This is a genomic window from Klebsiella sp. V115_8, from assembly GCF_029967715.1.
Taxonomy (GTDB): Bacteria; Pseudomonadota; Gammaproteobacteria; order Enterobacterales; family Enterobacteriaceae; genus Klebsiella; species Klebsiella quasipneumoniae.
In genome coordinates this window covers 64,725-84,255 of sequence record NZ_JASCAR010000025.1, presented here as the reverse complement: position 1 = coordinate 84,255, position 19,531 = coordinate 64,725, and the positions used below count along the sequence as shown (strand labels likewise).

Below are 19,531 nucleotides of genomic sequence, written 5' to 3'. Positions count from 1 at the left end.
AACCCACCTGGGGCCATAACGTGTAATAACGAGGCCGGAAAACATTATGTCTGAACAAATTGTCACGCCTGATACCGCCGCTCTGACGGTGCCGAACAAAGATGCCAAAATCAACCTGCTGGATTTAAACCGTCAGCAGATGCGCGAGTTTTTCAAAAACATGGGCGAGAAGCCTTTCCGCGCCGATCAGGTGATGAAATGGATGTATCACTACTGCTGCGACGACTTTGATGAGATGACTGACATCAACAAAGTCCTGCGCAGTAAATTGAAAGAAGTGGCGGAGATCCGCGCCCCGGAAGTGGTTGAAGAGCAACGCTCAACCGACGGGACCATTAAATGGGCGATTGCCGTTGGCGATCAGCGCGTCGAGACCGTCTATATCCCGGAAGAAGACCGCGCCACCCTGTGCGTCTCCTCCCAGGTAGGCTGCGCGCTGGAGTGTAAATTCTGCTCCACCGCCCAGCAGGGCTTTAACCGCAACCTGCGGGTTTCCGAAATTATCGGCCAGGTCTGGCGCGCGGCGAAAATCGTCGGCGCGGTGAAGACCACCGGCGTACGTCCGATCACCAACGTGGTGATGATGGGCATGGGCGAGCCGCTGCTGAACCTCAACAATGTCGTTCCGGCAATGGAAATCATGCTCGACGATTTCGGCTTTGGCCTCTCCAAACGTCGCGTCACCCTGTCGACGTCCGGCGTGGTGCCGGCGCTGGATAAACTCGGCGATATGATCGACGTCGCGCTGGCCATCTCCCTGCACGCGCCGAACGACACCATTCGTGACGAAATCGTCCCGATCAACAAAAAGTACAACATCGAGACCTTCCTCAACTCGGTGCGCGGCTATATTTCGAAGTCCAACGCCAACCAGGGCCGGGTGACCATCGAGTACGTGATGCTGGATCATGTCAACGACGGCACCGAGCACGCCCACGAACTGGCGGCGCTGCTGAAAGATACGCCGTGCAAGATCAACCTGATCCCATGGAACCCGTTCCCGGGCGCGCCGTATGGCCGCAGCTCCAACAGCCGCATCGACCGTTTCTCCAAAGTTCTGATGGAGTACGGCTTTACGACCATCGTGCGTAAAACGCGCGGCGACGATATCGATGCCGCCTGCGGTCAGCTGGCGGGCGACGTCATCGACCGTACCAAGCGCACGCTGCGTAAGCGGATGCAGGGCGAAGCGATTGACGTAAAAGCGGTCTGACAAATGATGGCCCGTGCAGCGCAGGCGGCACGGGTCATATTTATGACCAATAGCCAGGCGAAATACGCTGATTCGGTTAATAATTACGGTGCGTTTTTGTCGACTTTGAGGCAGTATGTAGCGGCACAACAACCGCTTAGCATTCAATTTTGATTCGTCTCTGTGATCGCGCGGCTGACAGTCCTATACTGTGAGGCTGACGTACCACAGATGTCTCGCGGCGCCGGCTTTTTCCCGCGCTGAACTTTAAATTTCACGTACCAGTAGTTGTAGCGAATGAATACTGAAGCCACTCAAGATCATCAAGAAGCAAACACCACGGGCGCGCGTCTGCGTCACGCCCGCGAACAACTCGGACTTAGCCAGCAAGCGGTGGCAGAACGCTTATGCCTGAAGGTGTCCACGGTTCGTGATATTGAAGACGATAAGGCGCCTGCCGACCTCGCTTCCACCTTCCTGCGCGGGTACATCCGCTCCTATGCTCGCCTCGTACATATCCCGGAAGACGAGCTGCTGCCGATGATGGCTAAGCAAGCGCCCATCCGCGCGGCGAAAGTCGCGCCAATGCAGAGCTTCTCTTTAGGTAAACGTCGCAAAAAACGCGACGGCTGGCTGATGAGCTTCACCTGGCTGGTGCTGTTTGTGGTTATCGGCCTGAGCGGCGCCTGGTGGTGGCAAGACCATAAGGCGCAGCAGGAAGAGATCTCCACCATGGCCGATCAGTCTTCCGCTGAGCTGAACAGCGGCGACACCAGCAGCCAGAGCGTGCCGCTGGATACCAGCGCCCCGGCAGCCCCGACCGCCGATAGCGCTGCGAACAGCGCGCCAACCGATACCGCCAGCGCCCCGACCACCAGCGCCCCGGCCCAGACGCCGGCGGACAATAACGCCGTTGTCGCGCCTTCCCAGGCCAATGTCGATACCGCAGGCGCGGCGCCGACGGCGCCGGCTACCCCGGCCTCGCCATTGCCGACCGATCAGGCGAACGTGACGAACCCGGCGGCGGCGGCGCAGGATCTGGTGATGAACTTTTCCGCCGATTGCTGGCTGGAAGTGAGCGATGCCACCGGCAAAAAACTGTTCAGCGGCCTGCAGCGTAAAGGCGGCAACCTGAACCTGAGCGGTCAGGCGCCGTATAAGCTGAAAATTGGCGCCCCGGCTGCGGTAGAGATCCAGTATCTGGGCAAGCCTGTCGATTTAAGTCGTTTTATCAGAACTAACCAGGTTGCGCGTCTGACCCTTAATGCCGAATCATCACCGGCGCAGTAACAGACGGGTAACGCGGGAGATTTTTCATGCATAACCAGGCTCCGATTCAACGTAGAAAATCTAAACGTATTTACGTTGGTAATGTGCCAATTGGCGATGGGGCTCCCATCGCCGTTCAGTCAATGACTAATACGCGCACCACTGATGTGGCGGCAACCGTAAATCAAATCAAAGCGTTAGAGCGCGTGGGCGCGGATATTGTCCGCGTCTCTGTTCCGACGATGGACGCCGCCGAGGCGTTCAAACTGATCAAACAGCAGGTCAACGTCCCGCTGGTCGCCGATATCCACTTTGACTACCGTATTGCGCTGAAAGTCGCGGAATACGGCGTCGACTGCCTGCGTATCAACCCGGGCAACATCGGCAACGAAGAGCGCATCCGCATGGTCGTAGATTGCGCGCGCGATAAAAATATCCCGATCCGCATCGGCGTTAACGCCGGCTCGCTGGAAAAAGATCTGCAGGAAAAATATGGCGAGCCGACGCCGCAGGCGCTGCTCGAATCCGCCATGCGCCACGTCGATCATCTCGATCGCCTCAATTTCGATCAGTTTAAAGTCAGCGTTAAAGCCTCCGACGTCTTCCTGGCGGTAGAGTCTTATCGCCTGCTGGCGAAACAGATCGATCAACCGCTGCACCTCGGGATCACCGAAGCGGGCGGCGCGCGCAGCGGCGCGGTGAAATCGGCGATCGGTCTTGGGCTGCTGTTGTCTGAAGGGATCGGCGATACGCTGCGCGTCTCGCTGGCGGCGGATCCGGTGGAGGAGATCAAGGTCGGCTTCGATATCCTCAAATCGCTGCGTATTCGTTCCCGCGGTATTAATTTCATCGCCTGCCCGACCTGTTCGCGTCAGGAGTTTGACGTTATCGGGACGGTGAACGCCCTGGAGCAACGTCTGGAAGATATCATCACTCCGATGGATGTTTCGATCATCGGCTGCGTGGTGAACGGCCCGGGCGAAGCGCTGGTTTCCACCCTCGGCGTGACCGGCGGCAACAAGAAAAGCGGCCTGTATGAAGACGGCGTGCGTAAAGATCGCCTGGACAACAACGACATGATCGACCAGCTGGAAGCGCGGATCCGCGCCAAAGCCTCGATGCTCGATGAAGCCCGTCGGATTGACGTTCAACAGCTTGAAGCAAAATAACGTGTTGGGAAGCGATACGCTTCCCGTGTATGATTGAACCTGCGGGCGCGAGGCGCCGGGGTTCATTTTTGTATATATAAAGAGAATAAACGTGGCAAAGAACATTCAAGCCATCCGTGGCATGAACGATTATCTGCCGGGCGAAACCGCTCTCTGGCAGCGCATTGAAGGCTCACTGAAGCAGGTGCTCGGTAGCTACGGTTACAGCGAAATCCGTTTGCCGATTGTAGAGCAGACCCCGTTATTCAAACGCGCGATCGGCGAAGTGACCGACGTGGTTGAAAAAGAGATGTACACCTTTGAGGACCGCAACGGCGACAGCCTGACGCTGCGTCCGGAAGGGACGGCGGGCTGCGTACGAGCCGGCATCGAACATGGTCTGCTGTACAATCAAGAACAGCGCCTGTGGTACGTCGGGCCGATGTTCCGCCACGAGCGTCCGCAGAAAGGCCGTTACCGCCAGTTCCATCAGATCGGCGCCGAAGTTTTCGGCCTGCAGGGGCCGGACATCGATGCGGAGCTGATCATGCTGACCGCGCGCTGGTGGCGTGAGCTGGGCATCTCCGATCATGTCAGCCTTGAGCTGAACTCCATCGGTTCTCTGGAAGCCCGCGCCAACTACCGCGACGCGCTGGTGGCTTATCTCGAGCAGTTTACCGATAAGCTTGATGAAGACAGCAAACGCCGGATGTATACCAATCCGCTGCGGGTGCTGGACTCCAAAAACCCGGACGTGCAGGCGCTGCTGAACGACGCGCCGGCGCTCGGCGATTATCTCGACGAAGAGTCGAAAGCCCACTTTGTCGGCCTGTGCGCGTTGCTTGACGATGCCGGGATCCGCTATACCGTCAACCAGCGCCTGGTGCGCGGCCTCGACTACTATAACCGCACCGTGTTTGAGTGGGTGACCACCAGTCTCGGTTCTCAGGGCACCGTCTGCGCCGGCGGCCGCTACGACGGCCTGGTTGAGCAGCTTGGCGGTCGTGCCACCCCGGGCGTGGGCTTCGCCATGGGTCTGGAACGTCTTGTTTTACTGGTCCAGGCAGTGAATCCGGAATTTAAAGCCGATCCTGTTGTCGATATATACCTGGTAGCCTCCGGGACCGATACTCAGTCCGCCGCCATGCGTCTGGCTGAGCAGGTTCGCGATGCGCTGCCCGGCGTGAAACTGATGACCAACCACGGCGGCGGCAACTTTAAGAAGCAGTTCGCCCGTGCCGATAAATGGGGCGCACGTATCGCCCTGGTGGTGGGTGAGTCAGAGATCGCTGACGGAAACGTGGTAGTGAAGGATTTACGCTCAGGTGAGCAAACTACCGTAACGCAGGAGAGCGTTGCCGCGCATTTGCGCACACTTCTGGGTTAATCTCCCGGGAATTATTAGTCAGGAGAAGGACTGCGTGGAAACTTTTAACAACGAGAACGATCAGGTCGATGCGCTGAAGCGCTTCTTTGCCGAAAACGGCAAAGCGCTGGCGGTCGGGGTGATTTTAGGGATTGGCGCGCTGGTTGGCTGGCGCTACTGGACCTCCCATCAGCAGGATACCGCCAGAGACGCGTCGCTGGCTTACGAAAAGGCGACTTCCGCGCTGAAATCAAATACGCCAGACGTGCTGTCAGGGGCGGAGAAGTTCGCGGCTGACAATAAAAATACCTACGGCGCCTTCGCCTCTCTCGAGCTGGCACAGCATTTTGTTGAACAGAACGATCTGCCGAACGCCGAAAAGCAGCTTCAGCAGGGGCTGGCGGCCGCGTCTGATGATAACCTGAAATCGGTTATCAGTATGCGTCTTGCCCGCGTTCAGCTGCAGATGAAGCAGGCTGATGCGGCGCTGAAAACCCTCGACAGCATTAAAGGCGAAGGTTGGACCGCGATTGTGGCTGATTTGCGCGGCGAAATTCTGTTGAGCAAAGGCGATAAGCAAGGGGCCCGTGCGGCGTGGGAAGCTGGCGTGAAAAGCGATGCTTCTCCTGCGCTCAGCGAAATGATGCGTATGAAAATGAATAATTTGTCCATCTGAGAGGGACTCGATGCAATTGCGTAAATTACTTTTGCCAGGGCTGCTTTCCGTTACCTTGCTGAGCGGGTGTTCGCTGTTTAATAGCGAAGAAGATGTGGTGAAAATGTCACCGCTGCCGACGGTAGAAAACCAGTTTACGCCGTCCACGTCCTGGAGCACCTCGGTTGGCGATGGTATCGGCGAATTTTACTCTAACCTTCATCCGGCCTTCGCCGACGGCGTGGTCTATGCCGCTGACCGTAAAGGCACCGTCAAAGCGCTGAGCGCTGACGACGGCAAAGAGGTGTGGTCGGTGAATCTGGCGGAGAAAGATGGCTGGTTCTCGCGCACCCCGGCGCTGCTTTCCGGCGGTGTGACCGTCTCGGGCGGCCATGTTTATATCGGCAGTGAGAAAGCGCAGCTGTATGCGCTGAATACCAGCGATGGTACCGTTGCCTGGCAAACCCGCGTCGCCGGCGAAGCGCTGTCGCGCCCGGTGGTGAGCGATGGCATGGTGCTGGTCCACACCAGTAACGGCCAGCTGCAGGCGCTGAATGAGACCGATGGCGCCGTGAAGTGGACGGTTAACCTGGATATGCCTGCGCTCTCCCTGCGCGGCGAATCCGCTCCGGCCACCGCCTACGGCGCGGCGATCGTGGGCGGCGACAATGGCCGCGTCAGCGCGGTATTGATGCAGCAGGGGCAGATGATTTGGCAGCAGCGTATTTCCACGGCCACCGGGCCGACGGAAATCGACCGTCTGAGCGACGTCGACACCACGCCGATTATCGTCAACGGCGTTGTCTATGCGCTGGCTTACAACGGTAACCTGACCGCGCTGGATCTGCGCAGCGGCCAGATTATGTGGAAACGCGAGCTGGGTTCGGTGAATGATTTCATCGTCGATGGCAACCGTATCTATCTGGTTGACCAGAATGACCGCCTGCTGGCGCTGACTACCGATGGCGGCGTGACCCTGTGGACACAAAGCGATCTGCTGCACCGTTTGCTGACCGCGCCGGTGTTGTATAATGGCAATCTGGTGGTCGGCGATAGCGAAGGCTATATGCACTGGGTGAACCCGGAAGATGGCCATTTTGTGGCGCAGCAGAAAGTGGACAGCTCCGGTTTCCTGACCGACCCGGTTGTGGCCGATGGTCGACTGCTGATCCAGGCGAAAGACGGTACGCTGTACGCGATTACGCGTTAATTACCGCTGTCGTGAGTGATTAAGAAACGGCCCCTGGCAGACAGGGGCCGTTTTGACTTTTTTAAAAACGTCGTTATGACGATGTTGCTTAGTGATTGTATGAGGCATTTAACATGATACCTGTGGTCGCGCTTGTCGGGCGCCCTAACGTTGGAAAATCCACGCTCTTTAACCGCCTGACGCGCACTCGTGATGCGCTGGTTGCGGATTTCCCGGGGCTGACTCGTGACCGTAAGTACGGTCGGGCCGAAGTCGAAGGCCGCGAATTCATCTGTATCGATACCGGTGGTATTGATGGTACGGAAGAGGGCGTGGAAACCCGGATGGCGGAGCAGTCGCTGCTGGCAATCGAAGAGGCCGATGTGGTGCTGTTTATGGTCGATGCGCGCGCGGGCCTGATGCCGGCGGACATCGCGATCGCTAAACACCTGCGCTCTCGTGAAAAGCCCACCTTCCTGGTGGCTAACAAAACCGACGGCATCGACGTCGACCAGGCGATGGCGGACTTCTGGTCGCTCGGCCTGGGCGATATCTATCCTATTGCCGCTTCGCACGGCCGCGGCGTGACCAGCCTGCTTGAGCAGGCCCTGCTGCCATGGGTCGATGAGGTTAATCCTCAGGAAGAAGTGGATGAAGACGCCGAATACTGGGCAAAATTCGAAGCTGAGCAGAACGGTGAAGCGGAAGAAGAACCGGAAGACGATTTCAATCCGCAGGATCTGCCGATCAAGCTGGCGATTGTCGGACGTCCTAACGTCGGTAAATCGACGCTCACCAACCGCATCCTCGGCGAAGATCGCGTGGTGGTCTATGATATGCCGGGCACCACCCGCGACAGCATTTACATCCCGATGCAGCGTGACGAGCGCGAATACGTGCTCATCGATACCGCCGGGGTGCGCAAGCGCGGTAAAATTACTGACGTGGTGGAGAAATTCTCGGTCATCAAGACGCTGCAGGCGATTGAAGACGCCAACGTCGTGCTGCTGGTGATTGATGCCCGCGAAGGCATCTCCGATCAGGATCTGTCGCTGCTGGGCTTTATCCTCAACAGCGGCCGCTCCCTGGTGATCGTCGTCAACAAATGGGACGGCCTGAGCCAGGAAGTGAAGGAGCAGGTGAAAGAGACCCTCGACTATCGTCTGGGCTTTATCGACTTTGCCCGGGTGCACTTCATCTCCGCCCTGCACGGCAGCGGCGTCGGCAACCTGTTTGAATCGGTACGTGAAGCCTACGATAGCGCAACCCGCCGCGTAAGCACCGCGATGCTCACCCGGATCATGAACATGGCGGCGGAAGATCATCAGCCACCGCTGGTTCGCGGCCGTCGTGTGAAGCTGAAATATGCCCACGCCGGGGGCTACAACCCGCCTATCGTGGTGATCCACGGTAACCAGGTGAAGGATCTGCCGGATTCCTACAAGCGCTATCTGATGAACTATTTCCGTAAATCCCTGGACGTGATGGGTACGCCAATCCGTATCCAGTTCAAGGAAGGGGAAAACCCGTTCGCCAACAAGCGCAACACCCTGACGCCGAACCAGATGCGAAAACGTAAGCGCCTGATCAAGCACATCAAGAAAAGCAAATAATCATTAAACCCGCTTCGGCGGGTTTTTTTGTGGCCGCCATGCCGGTAAATGTCAAAACCATCCGCCATAATCCCGCGATACTTCGCCGGGAACAGATCGGCTCAGGGGTGGACTAAACATGCAAATTGGATTTATCGGCCTCGGCGCGGTGGTGGAAACCGCCTATTTACCCGCGCTGCGTCGCCTCGGATACCGTATTGACAGCTGCCAGGGCTATGACCTGGACAGCAGCAGAGCGCTGCCGGGGATCCAGCGCTGCAGTTCGCTGTCGGCGTTGCTGGCCAAACCCCTGGATACGCTCTTCATCACCACGTCATCCCTCCAGCACCTGCCCGTGCTGGAGAGGGCGTTAGCCAGCGCCATTCCCCGCATCGTGGTGGAGAAACCGATAGTGGCCAACCTTGAGCAGGCCGCGCGGCTGCGGGCGCTGCTGGCACCGGCGGGGGAGGCCGGTCGGGTGCTGGCCCTCGACCACTGGATGGCGCGTGGGTTAGCCCTGAACGCTCTTGCTCCGCCGTGGCAGGCGGAAGAGGAGGGTAGCGGCCTGCCGCCGCCGCACCTTTCAGCGCAGGATATCGCCTGGATAGAAGGCTATTTGCAGGAGCCAAGCGGCTTTAACGCTGCCGGAGAACCGGTCGCGCTTAACTTTGCCACCGGCGAGCTGGATAGCCGGCGGCTGCGTCATCCTGACGGCGTGATCCTCGATATCGGTACCCATGTCCTGGCGATGCTGCGGGAAACGCTGCTCGACTGCGGGGGCTATGTGACGCTGGACCTCGCCGTTCGGGCGGCGAAAGACCGTCTCGGCCGAGATATTGCTCATGGGGATACGGTCACTGCCGAGGGAGAGGCGCATCTGCAGGGACGCCTGGGCGATATCCCGCTGAATATCTGGCTTAACAAATATGCCGGTCCCGCGGGCGGGCAAAAGGGAATGCGGATAGGGCTGCGGGACGGGCGACTGCTTGCCCTCGATCGCGCCCCTGATGGCGAGGTGGCGACGCTACAGGACGGCGAGCGGATCCAGCGCTGGACCCGGCCCGGAGCGATCTATGCGCACTGTCTCGATGAGCAGATCCTTGGCGCGGAGAATGTGTTTACCCGGACGCCCGAAAGCGTGGCCGGGCTGACGCGGCGTCGGCTTGAGGAAGTGGAATGGCTGCTCAGGTTGCAGCAGCAATTACGCGGCCCTCATTAAACCCGGAACATGATAAAATAGGTGCAGATAAACGTTGAAAGGAATGGTTATGGAACTTGATTGCCCTCTGTGCCACGCGCCGTTAGATGTCAAAGGCAGCAGCGCGCATTGCGCTCAGTGCGAAAGGGTATTTGCCCTTGAGGCGCGCTGCCCGGAATGCCACCAGCCGCTGGAGGTGCTGAAGGCGTGCGGCGCGGTGGATTACTTTTGCCAGCACGGGCACGGCCTGATCTCGAAAAAACGGGTGGAGTTTATTCCGCTGGTTTAGGCGGCGATGGCTTTCTGGCCCGCGTTTTTTTCACCGGCGCAATCTGCCTCACTTCACTTTCGACCCAGCCGTCTTTCAGGCGGGTGGTGAGCAGATCGCCGGTTTTGACCTGTTTTGTCTGCTTCAACACCGTGCCGTCGCTCACCGAAGTGACGCTATAGCCGCGCGCCAGGGTGGCTAAGGGACTCACCGCCTCCAGATGGGTCACCGCGTGCCCAAACCGTTCACGCCGCTCGCTGAGGCGGCTACGCATCGTTTCCGCCAGCCGGTATTCCAGCTGCTGGACGCGCGATTGCGCCCGGTGGATACGCGGCTGCGGGTTATAGTGATTCAGGCGCTGAACAGTGCGCTTTTGCCGCTGCTCGGCGCGTTTAAGCTGCGATTCCACGGCGATGCGCATCCGCTGGCGCAGGCGTTCCAGTGCGGTCTGCTGGCGGGCCAGCCGCAGCTGCGGGTGCTGCTGCTGCAGACGATGGAACAACTGGGTAAAACGGCGCTGGCGACTGGCGAGGAAATAGTCCATCGCCATCTCCAGCCGCTGCTGCCCGGCCTGTAGCTGGCGCAGCAGCTCCTGCTGATTACGGCTGACGATCTCCGCGGCGGCAGAAGGGGTCGGCGCTCGCAGGTCGGCAACAAAATCAGCGATAGTGACGTCGGTTTCATGACCGACGGCGTTGACGATAGGGATCTGGCTGGCGAAAATAGCGCGCGCCACCCGCTCATCGTTAAAACTCCACAGATCCTCCAGCGAACCGCCGCCGCGTCCGACAATCAGCACGTCACACTCCTGACGCGCGTTCGCCAGCGCGATGGCGCGCACAATCTGCCCGGGGGCATCGTCACCCTGGACCGCGGTCGGGTAGACGATCACCGGCAGCCCGGGGTCGCGGCGTCTGAGGACATGAAGAATATCGTGCAGCGCGGCGCCGGTTTTCGAGGTGATGACCCCGACGCAGCGGGCGGGGGAGGGGAGCACCTGCTTATGTTTTTGATCGAACAGCCCTTCCGCGGTTAACTGCGCTTTCAGTTGCTCATACTTCTGCTGCAGCAACCCTTCGCCGGCGGGCTGCATGCTTTCGACGATAATCTGGTAGTCGCCGCGCGGCTCATATAGGGTGATGTTGGCGCGAACCAGCACCTGCTGTCCATGCTGTGGGCGAAACGTGACCCGGCGGTTGCTGTTGCGGAACATCGCGCAGCGCACCTGGGCGTTATCGTCTTTTAAGGTGAAGTACCAGTGGCCGGAAGAAGGCTGGCTGAAGTTAGAGATCTCGCCGCTGATCCAGACCTGGCCCATTTCGCGCTCAAGCAGCAGACGCACCGTCTGATTGAGGCGGCTAACGGTAAAAATTGCGGGGGATTGAGAGGGTAACATGTGAGCAAGATCAAACTTTAAATCAGCAGGTTATTCAGTCGATAGTAACGCGCTCAGAGGGGATGGCAAGTATTATTTGCAAAAAAGGGTAGATGCAATCGGTTACGCTCTGTATAATGCCACGGCAATATTTATCCACCCTGGTCGAGATATTGCCCATGCTACGTATCGCTAAAGAAGCCCTGACGTTTGACGACGTCCTCCTCGTTCCCGCTCATTCTACCGTTCTGCCGAATACAGCCGATCTCAGCACTCAGCTGACGAAAACCATTCGTCTGAATATTCCTATGCTCTCCGCAGCCATGGATACCGTAACGGAAGCGCGTCTGGCTATTGCCCTGGCACAGGAAGGCGGCATCGGCTTTATTCACAAAAACATGTCCATCGAGCGCCAGGCGGAAGAAGTTCGCCGCGTGAAGAAACATGAGTCCGGCGTGGTCACCGACCCGCAGACCGTTCTGCCGACCACCACCCTGCGTGAAGTGAAAGAGCTGACCGAGCGTAACGGCTTCGCCGGCTACCCGGTGGTTACCGAAGAGAACGAGCTGGTCGGCATCATCACTGGCCGCGACGTGCGTTTCGTCACCGATCTGAACCAGCCGGTCAGCGTCTACATGACCCCGAAAGAGCGTCTGGTTACCGTTCGTGAAGGCGAAAGCCGTGAAGTGGTCTTTGCGAAGATGCACGAAAAACGCGTTGAGAAGGCGCTGGTTGTGGATGAGAGCTTCCACCTGCGCGGGATGATCACCGTAAAAGACTTCCAGAAAGCGGAACGTAAACCGAATGCCTGTAAAGATGAGCAGGGCCGTCTGCGAGTAGGCGCTGCGGTCGGCGCCGGCGCGGGCAACGAAGAGCGCGTTGACGCGCTGGTGGCTGCGGGCGTTGACGTCCTGCTGATCGACTCCTCTCACGGCCACTCCGAAGGCGTTCTGCAACGTATTCGTGAAACGCGCGCGAAATACCCGGACCTGCAAATCATCGGCGGCAACGTCGCCACTGGCGCAGGCGCGCGCGCGCTGGCGGAAGCCGGCTGCAGCGCGGTGAAAGTGGGCATCGGCCCGGGCTCCATCTGTACTACCCGTATCGTGACCGGCGTAGGCGTGCCGCAGATCACCGCGGTTTCCGACGCGGTGGAAGCGCTGGAAGGCACCGGTATTCCGGTTATCGCCGACGGCGGTATCCGTTTCTCCGGCGACATCGCTAAAGCGATCGCGGCCGGTGCGGCGGCAGTGATGGTCGGCTCCATGCTGGCCGGTACCGAAGAATCCCCGGGCGAAATCGAACTCTACCAGGGGCGCTCTTACAAATCCTATCGCGGGATGGGCTCCCTCGGCGCGATGTCGAAAGGCTCTTCTGACCGCTACTTCCAGAGCGATAACGCCGCTGACAAACTGGTGCCGGAAGGTATCGAAGGCCGCGTGGCCTATAAAGGCCGCCTGAAAGAGATCATTCACCAGCAGATGGGCGGCCTGCGCTCCTGTATGGGTCTGACCGGCTGTGGTACCATTGACCTGCTGCGTACCAAAGCTGAATTCGTACGCATCAGCGGTGCGGGCATTCAGGAAAGCCACGTTCACGACGTGACCATCACCAAAGAGTCCCCGAACTACCGTCTGGGCTCCTGATTTCTTCGCCCGACCTTGCGTCGGGCGATTTATTTACTCTGTTTCACTTGCCTCGGAATTAGCGTCAATGACGGAAAACATTCATAAACATCGCATTCTCATTCTCGACTTCGGGTCACAGTATACTCAGCTGGTGGCGCGTCGCGTGCGTGAGCTGGGCGTCTACTGTGAGCTGTGGGCATGGGATGTCACGGAAGCGCAGATCCGCGAATTTAATCCAAGCGGCATCATTCTTTCCGGCGGCCCGGAAAGCACCACCGAAGAGAACAGCCCGCGCGCGCCGCAGTATGTGTTCGAAGCCGGCGTGCCGGTATTTGGCGTCTGCTACGGTATGCAGACCATGGCGATGCAGTTGGGCGGCCATGTAGAAGGCTCTAACGAGCGTGAGTTTGGCTACGCGCAGGTTGAAGTAGTTAACGACAGCGCGCTGGTGCGCGGTATCGAAGACTCTCTGACCGCGGACGGCAAACCGTTGCTGGACGTGTGGATGAGCCACGGCGACAAAGTCACCGCCATCCCGTCTGACTTCGTCACCGTCGCCAGCACCGACAACTGCCCGTTCGCCATTATGGCCAACGAAGAAAAACGCTTCTACGGCGTGCAGTTCCACCCGGAAGTGACCCATACCCGTCAGGGGATGCGTATGCTGGAGCGCTTTGTGCGCGACATCTGCCAGTGCGAAGCCCTGTGGACCCCGGCGAAAATCATCGACGACGCCGTTGAGCGTATCCGCCAGCAGGTTGGCGATGACAAAGTGATCCTCGGCCTCTCCGGCGGCGTGGACTCTTCGGTGACCGCGATGCTGCTGCACCGCGCCATCGGCAAAAACCTGACCTGCGTATTCGTGGATAACGGTCTCCTGCGTCTGAACGAAGCCCAGCAGGTGATGGACATGTTCGGCGACCACTTTGGCCTGAACATTGTTCACGTCGAAGGCGAGCAGCGTTTCCTCGACGCGCTGAAAGGCGAGAACGATCCGGAAGCGAAACGTAAGATTATCGGCCGCGTCTTCGTGGAAGTGTTCGACGAAGAAGCGCTGAAGCTGGACGACGTCAAATGGCTGGCGCAGGGCACCATCTACCCTGACGTTATCGAATCTGCCGCTTCCGCTACCGGTAAAGCGCACGTCATCAAATCTCACCACAACGTGGGCGGCCTGCCGAAAGAGATGAAGATGGGGCTGGTTGAGCCGCTGCGCGAGCTGTTCAAAGACGAAGTGCGTAAGATCGGTCTGGAGCTGGGTCTGCCGTACGATATGCTCTACCGTCATCCGTTCCCGGGTCCGGGCCTCGGCGTGCGCGTGCTGGGCGAAGTGAAGAAAGAGTACTGCGACCTGCTGCGTCGCGCCGACGCTATCTTCATCGAAGAGCTGCACAAAGCTGACCTGTACAACAAAGTGAGCCAGGCGTTCACCGTGTTCCTGCCGGTTCGCTCCGTCGGTGTGATGGGCGATGGCCGTAAATACGACTGGGTGGTTTCCCTGCGTGCGGTGGAAACCATCGACTTCATGACCGCGCACTGGGCGCACCTGCCGTATGATTTCCTCGGCCGCGTCTCTAACCGCATTATCAATGAAGTGAACGGTATCTCCCGCGTGGTGTATGACATCAGCGGTAAGCCGCCAGCAACGATCGAGTGGGAATAACGCCCGCCCGTTAATCGTTTTTGATTTAAGCCCGCATCCTGCGGGCTTTTTATTGCCTGTCTCATTTCACCGCTTGCTCAATCACCCGGGCAATCTCCTCCGGTTGGCTCACCATCGACACATGGCTTGCCGCCACCTCAGTGGTTTTCGCATCAATCGCCTTCGCCATCGAACGCTCCAGATCCGGATTGATCATCCGGTCATTCTTGCTGACCACATACCAGCTCGGCTTATCATGCCAGGCCGCATGCGTGACCTTTTCGGTAAAGGCCTCCGCGCGGATCGGGCCCTGGGTGGCGATCAGCCTGTTTTGCTCAGCAGCCTTAATATCTGGCGCAAAGTCCTGGCGTACCGATTTTTCAGGTAACCAGAGAAAACCCTCTGCGGTTTTAGCAATACCTGCGCTGCCCGGTGGGGCAGGGTAGCTCCCCGCCAGATCCGCAGTCGACTGGCCCGAGTCCGGGGCAAACGCCGCCACGTAAACCAGCGATTTGACCCGCGCAGCGTTACCCGCCTCGCTGATCACCGTCCCGCCCCAGGAGTGGCCTACCAGCACCACATCCCCGTGGGCCCGGGCGATGGCGCGCTGGGTTGCGGCGACATCCTCTTTCAGCGAGTTGAGCGGCAGCTGAACGGCAATGACCTCGGTATGCTGGCGTTGCAGTCTGTCGATCACCTGGTTCCAGCTGCTGCCGTCGGCAAAAGCGCCGTGCACCAGCACCACGGTTTTATTGCTACTCGCCAGTGCGGTACCGCTGGCGGCGGCCAGCAGCAGGCCCACCGCGAAGGTATGAAGAGACTGTTTTTTCATGGTGACGCCTCAACGGTAAATATCTGCGGTGCCCGACAGGGTGTTGTTCCCCCCGGCGGAGGTAATGCGAAACGCACCGGCGCCCGCTTTAACGGCTTTGGCCTGCAGTTTCGCCTCCAGATCCGCCAGCGACGTTGCGCCGCTGCTGTCGGAAACGGTGCCAATTTTTTGCAGCCCCTGAGGCTGGTTAATTTCCCGGGCAGCGAAAGCGGAAGACGCCATTGCGGCGGAGAAGGTCAGAACAGCAATCAGTAATGCTTTCATGGTTAAGATCCTCAAAAATAAGTGACTGGTGGCGTTCAGTGCATAACCGCAGCATGCGGCGGTACGATGAATTCGACGGTCTTGCGATCAACAGGTTTATGGGTTGGATCGGCGAGAATAAGGGTCACCTTGTGATGACCGGCAGGCAGGCCCACCAGAATAACCGGCTCGCCGCTGGCGTCGGCCCAGTGCCAGGGGTTGTCATCCACGATGACGTGGATATGGCCGATGCGCGGCGCCACTTTCAGCGCCTCGGGCCCGAACACCGGTTCAATACGCATGTTCTCGGCGCGGTATTGAATAAAGACCGCACCTTTACTCAGCGGGCCCGCCAGCGGCGGATCCACAATCAGTGTTGCCGGTGGCTGGGGCTGTTCGGGTGGTGCAACGGCGGCGGGGCCGTTAACATCCGCGGCGCTGAGTCCGCTAAGCGGTGCAGCCCAGGCGCAGCCTGATGTCAGCGCGAACAGCGTGAAGAGTAAATGTGGACGTATCATCGGGGTATCTCCTCATCGGGTCATCAATGGCGACAGCCTCATAAAACCATTTTTATGTATCGGGTCTGTTTGCTGTGGGCGGCTTTTTTGTATGGCTGCGTAAGCAGGGCGGCGTGGATACAGTGCGATACATTCCGCGCATGCGAAGGGCTGTATCTGCTGGCATGGTGTCTGCAGAGGCACCCGGGTGGGTGCTACAGCAAACAGGAGAATGACCATCATGAATCACGAAAAGGTAGCGTTGATTTTCGGCGGCGCGCGCGGTATCGGGGCGGCCATTGCGGCGCGACTGGCGCACGAGGGCTATCGGGTTGCCATCACCTGGGTATCACGCCCGGATCGGGCGCAGGCGCTGGTCTCAACGATTGAGCAACGGGGCGGTCAGGCGATAGCCATTGAAGCCGACAGCGCAGACCCCAGGGCTATCCAGGCCGCGGTGGATAAGACATTACGGCACTACGGCAGGCTGGATGTCGCGGTGGTAAATGCGGGCGTGCTGCGTCTCGGTACCCTTGAGGCCTATTCGCTGGACGATCTGGATACCACCCTGGCCGTCAACGTGCGTGGTGTCTTCCTTGCCATTCAGGCGGCGGTTAAGCCGATGGCGGAAGGGGGGCGTGTGATCACCATCGGCAGTAATACCGCGGTGCGTACCGGCCATGTGGGCAGTAGCGTGTATGCCATGAGTAAAGCGGCTGCCGCCTCAATGGTGCAGAACCTTGCGCTGGATCTGGCGCCACGGCGCATCACGATTAACAACATCCAGCCGGGGCCCATCGCCACCGATATGACTGCCGGAATGGCGGAGCAGATCGTCGGGCGCATTCCCTTGCAGCGTATGGGCGAACCGGACGAAATCGCCTCGCTGGCGGCCTGGCTTGCCGGTGAATCGTCCGGCTACATGACGGGTACAAGCCTGACCATCGACGGCGGCTTTGTGCTCTAGTCGCTAAGGGCAGGGATACCCTCAGCCTGGTGCGATGCCTGCCCCTTGACGATAGCCACCGCCAGTACGGCAATCAGCAGCGTTAACCCCCACGACAGCCACATCGCCCCGATCGTCCCTAAAGCCCGGTTCAGCCACGCATAGGCCAGCGGGGAGGCCGCCGCCATCAGCTGGGCCGGGATCAGCAGCACCCCGGTGCGTCTGGCGTACGCTTCAGGGGCAAACAACTGCAGCGGCAGCGTGGCTTTGACGATGGTCACCAGCCCGTTAATCGCCCCGTAGCCCAGCACAAAACCGGCGGCTGACCAGAGAAAAAGCGAGCTACTCAGGCCGAGCATAAAGCACACCGGCATAGCCAGCGCGGTAAGCAGCGTCAGGCGAAGCGGGGTGAGCCCCGCCCCGGCCACCACCTCCAGAAACCGTGCACCAGTCTGTCCAACGCCCCATAACATGCCGACGGCAACCGGCAGACCGACGCTTATGATAAATTCCGGCAGATGGGTGGAAGTGCCATTAGAGACAAAGGTGATCAGCGCGATAAACGCGGCGTACAGCCAGCCGTTTCGCCGATCCCGTACCGCGGCAGGGGCGGCGGGTTTATTGACGATAAAGCCTGTTTTATTGGGTAGCGACAGGGTTAACGCGGCGCTTAGCAAGCCGAACAGGGCATAGATCAGCAGTGCTTCCCGCCAGCTCATGGCCGCGAGCAGAGCCTCCCCCAGCGGCCAGAACACCACCGAGGCCAGCCCACCCGTCAGGGTTATGCGGGAGATCGTCCGTCGCGCCTGCTTGCCGTAGAGATTAACCAGCGCGGCAAACAGCGCGTCATACAGCGACAAACGCATGCCGATGCCGGTCAACAGCCAGGCGCTGTACCAGGCGACAAGCGAGTGTGCGTCAGCCATAAGCAGACAACCGACGGCGAGCAGCAGGGAGCCTGCCATCACCACGCGTTGCCCGCCAGCACGCGACAGCAGCCGGGCGACAAACGGCGAGAGGGTGGCCATCACCAGCATGGCGAGCGTCAGGCCTGAGTAGATTTGTGGGGATGACCAGCCGGTATCTGCCGACATCGCCCCGGCAAAGGTGCCGGGCATATAAAAAGAGATACCCCAGTTGATCAGTTGCTGAGCGCCCGCCGTGAAGGCGAGGCGTCGGGGAATAGCCGGTGTTTCCATGGTTTTTCATTCCGTTAAGACAGTTGTCCTGAGCATACCCGGCAGGCTATTGTTCTGGCAGAGCGGCCACCTTATGCGCGGTATAAGAGAAACTTTGCATGACAACACTGAACCTGGGAAACCTGGCGACCTTCCGGCTGGTCGTACAGCGCGGCAGCTTCTCCGCCGCCGCCGACGCGCTGGGGATCTCCCAGCCTGCCGTTAGCCTGCAGGTGCGTCAGCTGGAGCAATTTTTACAGACTCGGCTGCTGGAGCGCACCGGGCGTGGGATCAAGGCGACGGCGGCGGGAATGGCGCTACTGGCCCACAGCGAGCAGATCGATCGGGCGGTGAATAGCGCGGTGCAGTCGGTCAGCGCATTTAGCCAGGAAGTTAATGGCTCGTTGACGCTGGGGACCGGCGCGACGGCCTGCATTCATCTTCTTCCGCCGCTTCTGCAGCATCTTCGTCAGCAGCACCCGCTGCTGACGGTGGGGGTAACCACCGGCAACACGCTGGATATCGTCCGGGCGGTGGAGGAAAACCGGCTCGATCTTGGACTGGTTACCCCGCCCGTGCAGGGGCGCAGTCTGGCAGTGACCGCAGTGGTTGACGAGGAGTTCGTGGTCATTCATCCCAGCCACGAGGCGGGGATCCCGGCGGTGTGCACCCCTGAAGCGCTGCAGGCGCTGCCGCTCATTGCCTTCGAGGCGGGCAGCGGCACGCGGGATCTGATTGACCGCTGGTTCCGTTCGGCGGGCCTGGCGGTCACGCCGGTGATGCAGCTGGGAAGCATCGAGGCGATCAAACGCATGGTGCGGGCCGGGCTGGGCTACAGTATTGTGCCCCGCATGGCGGTGGAGCAGGCGGAGGATCGCTGTGGCTTAACGGTGCATTCTCTGGCCCCGTCGCTGTACCGTCAGCTGGCGGTTGTCATGCGTCAGGATAAAGTGATTACCAAAGGAATGGCGGAAATGCTGCGTCTGCTACAGGCCGTGCGCTTATAAATCGCCAGCAGCAACATATGCCTCGTCAGGGATAGAGTCTCGAAAACGGGCGTCTCTGACAGCGGTTGGGGGCGCACCCGGCATCGGGCTCAACGGGTTACTCGCGGGCGGAAGGCTCGACGGTGAGCGTTGACTCCTGCGACGCTTTTTTATCCTGGTGATGGTACCAGGCGCCAATGGAGGAGTAGACAAAGCGTCCAAAGAAGAAGAGAAAGCTGATAAGCAGTACGATACGGGTCATGCGACGGTTAAATCGATGTCGTTTACGCATACTGGGTGCCTGACTCACAAAAGGTTCCTTGAAGT

General features: G+C 59.4%; 18 protein-coding genes and 1 pseudogene. 13 read left to right on the top strand and 6 right to left on the bottom strand.

All coding sequences use genetic code 11. From position 1 onward, the window contains the following. Positions 1-46 precede the first annotated feature (46 nt). From QLG03_RS09985 to QLG03_RS09945, 9 genes are all read left to right on the top strand, one after another. Positions 47-1,213 (top strand): bifunctional tRNA (adenosine(37)-C2)-methyltransferase TrmG/ribosomal RNA large subunit methyltransferase RlmN, encoded by a 1,167-nt coding sequence (locus QLG03_RS09985; protein ID WP_002913894.1) that lies wholly within the window; start codon positions 47-49, stop codon positions 1,211-1,213. Between the two features lie 276 nt (positions 1,214-1,489). Further along, the gene (gene rodZ / locus QLG03_RS09980; protein WP_023290635.1) at positions 1,490-2,482 is read left to right on the top strand and encodes a cytoskeleton protein RodZ; all 993 of its coding nucleotides are present in this window, start codon (positions 1,490-1,492) and stop codon (positions 2,480-2,482) included. Between the two features lie 26 nt (positions 2,483-2,508). Continuing rightward, positions 2,509-3,630 (top strand): flavodoxin-dependent (E)-4-hydroxy-3-methylbut-2-enyl-diphosphate synthase, encoded by a 1,122-nt coding sequence (gene ispG / locus QLG03_RS09975; protein WP_004201890.1) that lies wholly within the window; start codon positions 2,509-2,511, stop codon positions 3,628-3,630. Positions 3,631-3,721: 91 nt separating this feature from the next. Continuing rightward, positions 3,722-4,996, top strand: a complete 1,275-nt coding sequence (hisS, locus tag QLG03_RS09970; protein WP_102004285.1) for a histidine--tRNA ligase — start codon at positions 3,722-3,724, stop codon at positions 4,994-4,996. A gap of 34 nt (positions 4,997-5,030) precedes the next feature. After that, on the top strand, positions 5,031-5,651 hold the full coding sequence (locus tag QLG03_RS09965) for a YfgM family protein (RefSeq protein ID WP_023290633.1): 621 nt from the start codon (positions 5,031-5,033) through the stop codon (positions 5,649-5,651). A gap of 10 nt (positions 5,652-5,661) precedes the next feature. Next, complete coding sequence (bamB, locus tag QLG03_RS09960) at positions 5,662-6,840, top strand: outer membrane protein assembly factor BamB (RefSeq protein WP_023290632.1); 1,179 nt, start codon at positions 5,662-5,664, stop codon at positions 6,838-6,840. A gap of 113 nt (positions 6,841-6,953) precedes the next feature. Beyond that, complete coding sequence (der, locus tag QLG03_RS09955; RefSeq protein ID WP_004144309.1) at positions 6,954-8,432, top strand: ribosome biogenesis GTPase Der; 1,479 nt, start codon at positions 6,954-6,956, stop codon at positions 8,430-8,432. Positions 8,433-8,550: 118 nt separating this feature from the next. Then, entirely contained in the window at positions 8,551-9,630 is a 1,080-nt protein-coding gene (locus tag QLG03_RS09950) for a Gfo/Idh/MocA family oxidoreductase (protein WP_255988935.1), read from the top strand. 49 nt (positions 9,631-9,679) lie between these two features. Then, positions 9,680-9,898, top strand: coding sequence for a zinc ribbon domain-containing protein (locus QLG03_RS09945; RefSeq protein ID WP_004201901.1), 219 nt, complete (start codon positions 9,680-9,682; stop codon positions 9,896-9,898). Here QLG03_RS09945 and xseA read toward each other — a convergent pair. After that, on the bottom strand, positions 9,882-11,273 hold the full coding sequence (gene xseA / locus QLG03_RS09940) for an exodeoxyribonuclease VII large subunit (RefSeq protein ID WP_255988937.1): 1,392 nt from the start codon (positions 11,271-11,273) through the stop codon (positions 9,882-9,884). The genes QLG03_RS09945 and xseA overlap by 17 nt on opposite strands. 158 nt (positions 11,274-11,431) lie before the next feature. Between xseA and guaB the strand changes: the two genes are divergently transcribed. Together guaB and guaA are read left to right on the top strand one after the other, a co-directional pair. Beyond that, entirely contained in the window at positions 11,432-12,898 is a 1,467-nt protein-coding gene (gene guaB, locus QLG03_RS09935) for an IMP dehydrogenase (RefSeq protein ID WP_004151980.1), read from the top strand. 67 nt (positions 12,899-12,965) lie between these two features. Then, the gene (gene guaA / locus QLG03_RS09930) at positions 12,966-14,543 is read left to right on the top strand and encodes a glutamine-hydrolyzing GMP synthase (RefSeq protein WP_008803811.1); all 1,578 of its coding nucleotides are present in this window, start codon (positions 12,966-12,968) and stop codon (positions 14,541-14,543) included. 61 nt (positions 14,544-14,604) lie between these two features. On the opposite strand, the gene QLG03_RS09925 is transcribed toward guaA, so the two are convergent. The 3 genes from QLG03_RS09925 to QLG03_RS09915 are packed head-to-tail and all read right to left on the bottom strand — an operon-like array spanning position 14,605 to position 16,115. Continuing rightward, positions 14,605-15,354, bottom strand: coding sequence for an alpha/beta hydrolase (locus tag QLG03_RS09925; protein ID WP_032453711.1), 750 nt, complete (start codon positions 15,352-15,354; stop codon positions 14,605-14,607). 9 nt (positions 15,355-15,363) lie between these two features. Next, the gene (locus QLG03_RS09920; protein WP_044524334.1) at positions 15,364-15,618 is read right to left on the bottom strand and encodes a YdgH/BhsA/McbA-like domain containing protein; all 255 of its coding nucleotides are present in this window, start codon (positions 15,616-15,618) and stop codon (positions 15,364-15,366) included. Positions 15,619-15,653: 35 nt separating this feature from the next. Further along, positions 15,654-16,115: a DUF6130 family protein gene (locus tag QLG03_RS09915; protein ID WP_032453709.1), complete on the bottom strand. Its 462-nt coding sequence runs from the start codon at positions 16,113-16,115 to the stop codon at positions 15,654-15,656. Between the two features lie 220 nt (positions 16,116-16,335). On the opposite strand from QLG03_RS09915, the gene QLG03_RS09910 reads away from it, so the two are divergent. Further along, complete coding sequence (locus tag QLG03_RS09910) at positions 16,336-17,061, top strand: SDR family oxidoreductase (RefSeq protein WP_255988940.1); 726 nt, start codon at positions 16,336-16,338, stop codon at positions 17,059-17,061. Here the strand turns inward: QLG03_RS09910 and QLG03_RS09905 are convergent. Further along, a complete protein-coding gene (locus QLG03_RS09905) occupies positions 17,058-18,239 on the bottom strand; it encodes an MFS transporter (protein WP_044524332.1) in 1,182 nt (393 codons plus the stop codon). The genes QLG03_RS09910 and QLG03_RS09905 overlap by 4 nt on opposite strands. 73 nt (positions 18,240-18,312) lie before the next feature. Here QLG03_RS09905 and QLG03_RS09900 point away from each other — a divergent pair. Further along, positions 18,313-19,225, top strand: a pseudogene (locus QLG03_RS09900) (LysR family transcriptional regulator). 97 nt (positions 19,226-19,322) lie between these two features. Here the strand turns inward: QLG03_RS09900 and QLG03_RS09895 are convergent. Continuing rightward, positions 19,323-19,496 carry a YfgG family protein gene (locus tag QLG03_RS09895; protein ID WP_017900441.1) on the bottom strand — a complete coding sequence of 58 codons (174 nt, stop codon included), beginning with the start codon at positions 19,494-19,496 and terminating at the stop codon, positions 19,323-19,325. Positions 19,497-19,531: the final 35 nt, after the last annotated feature.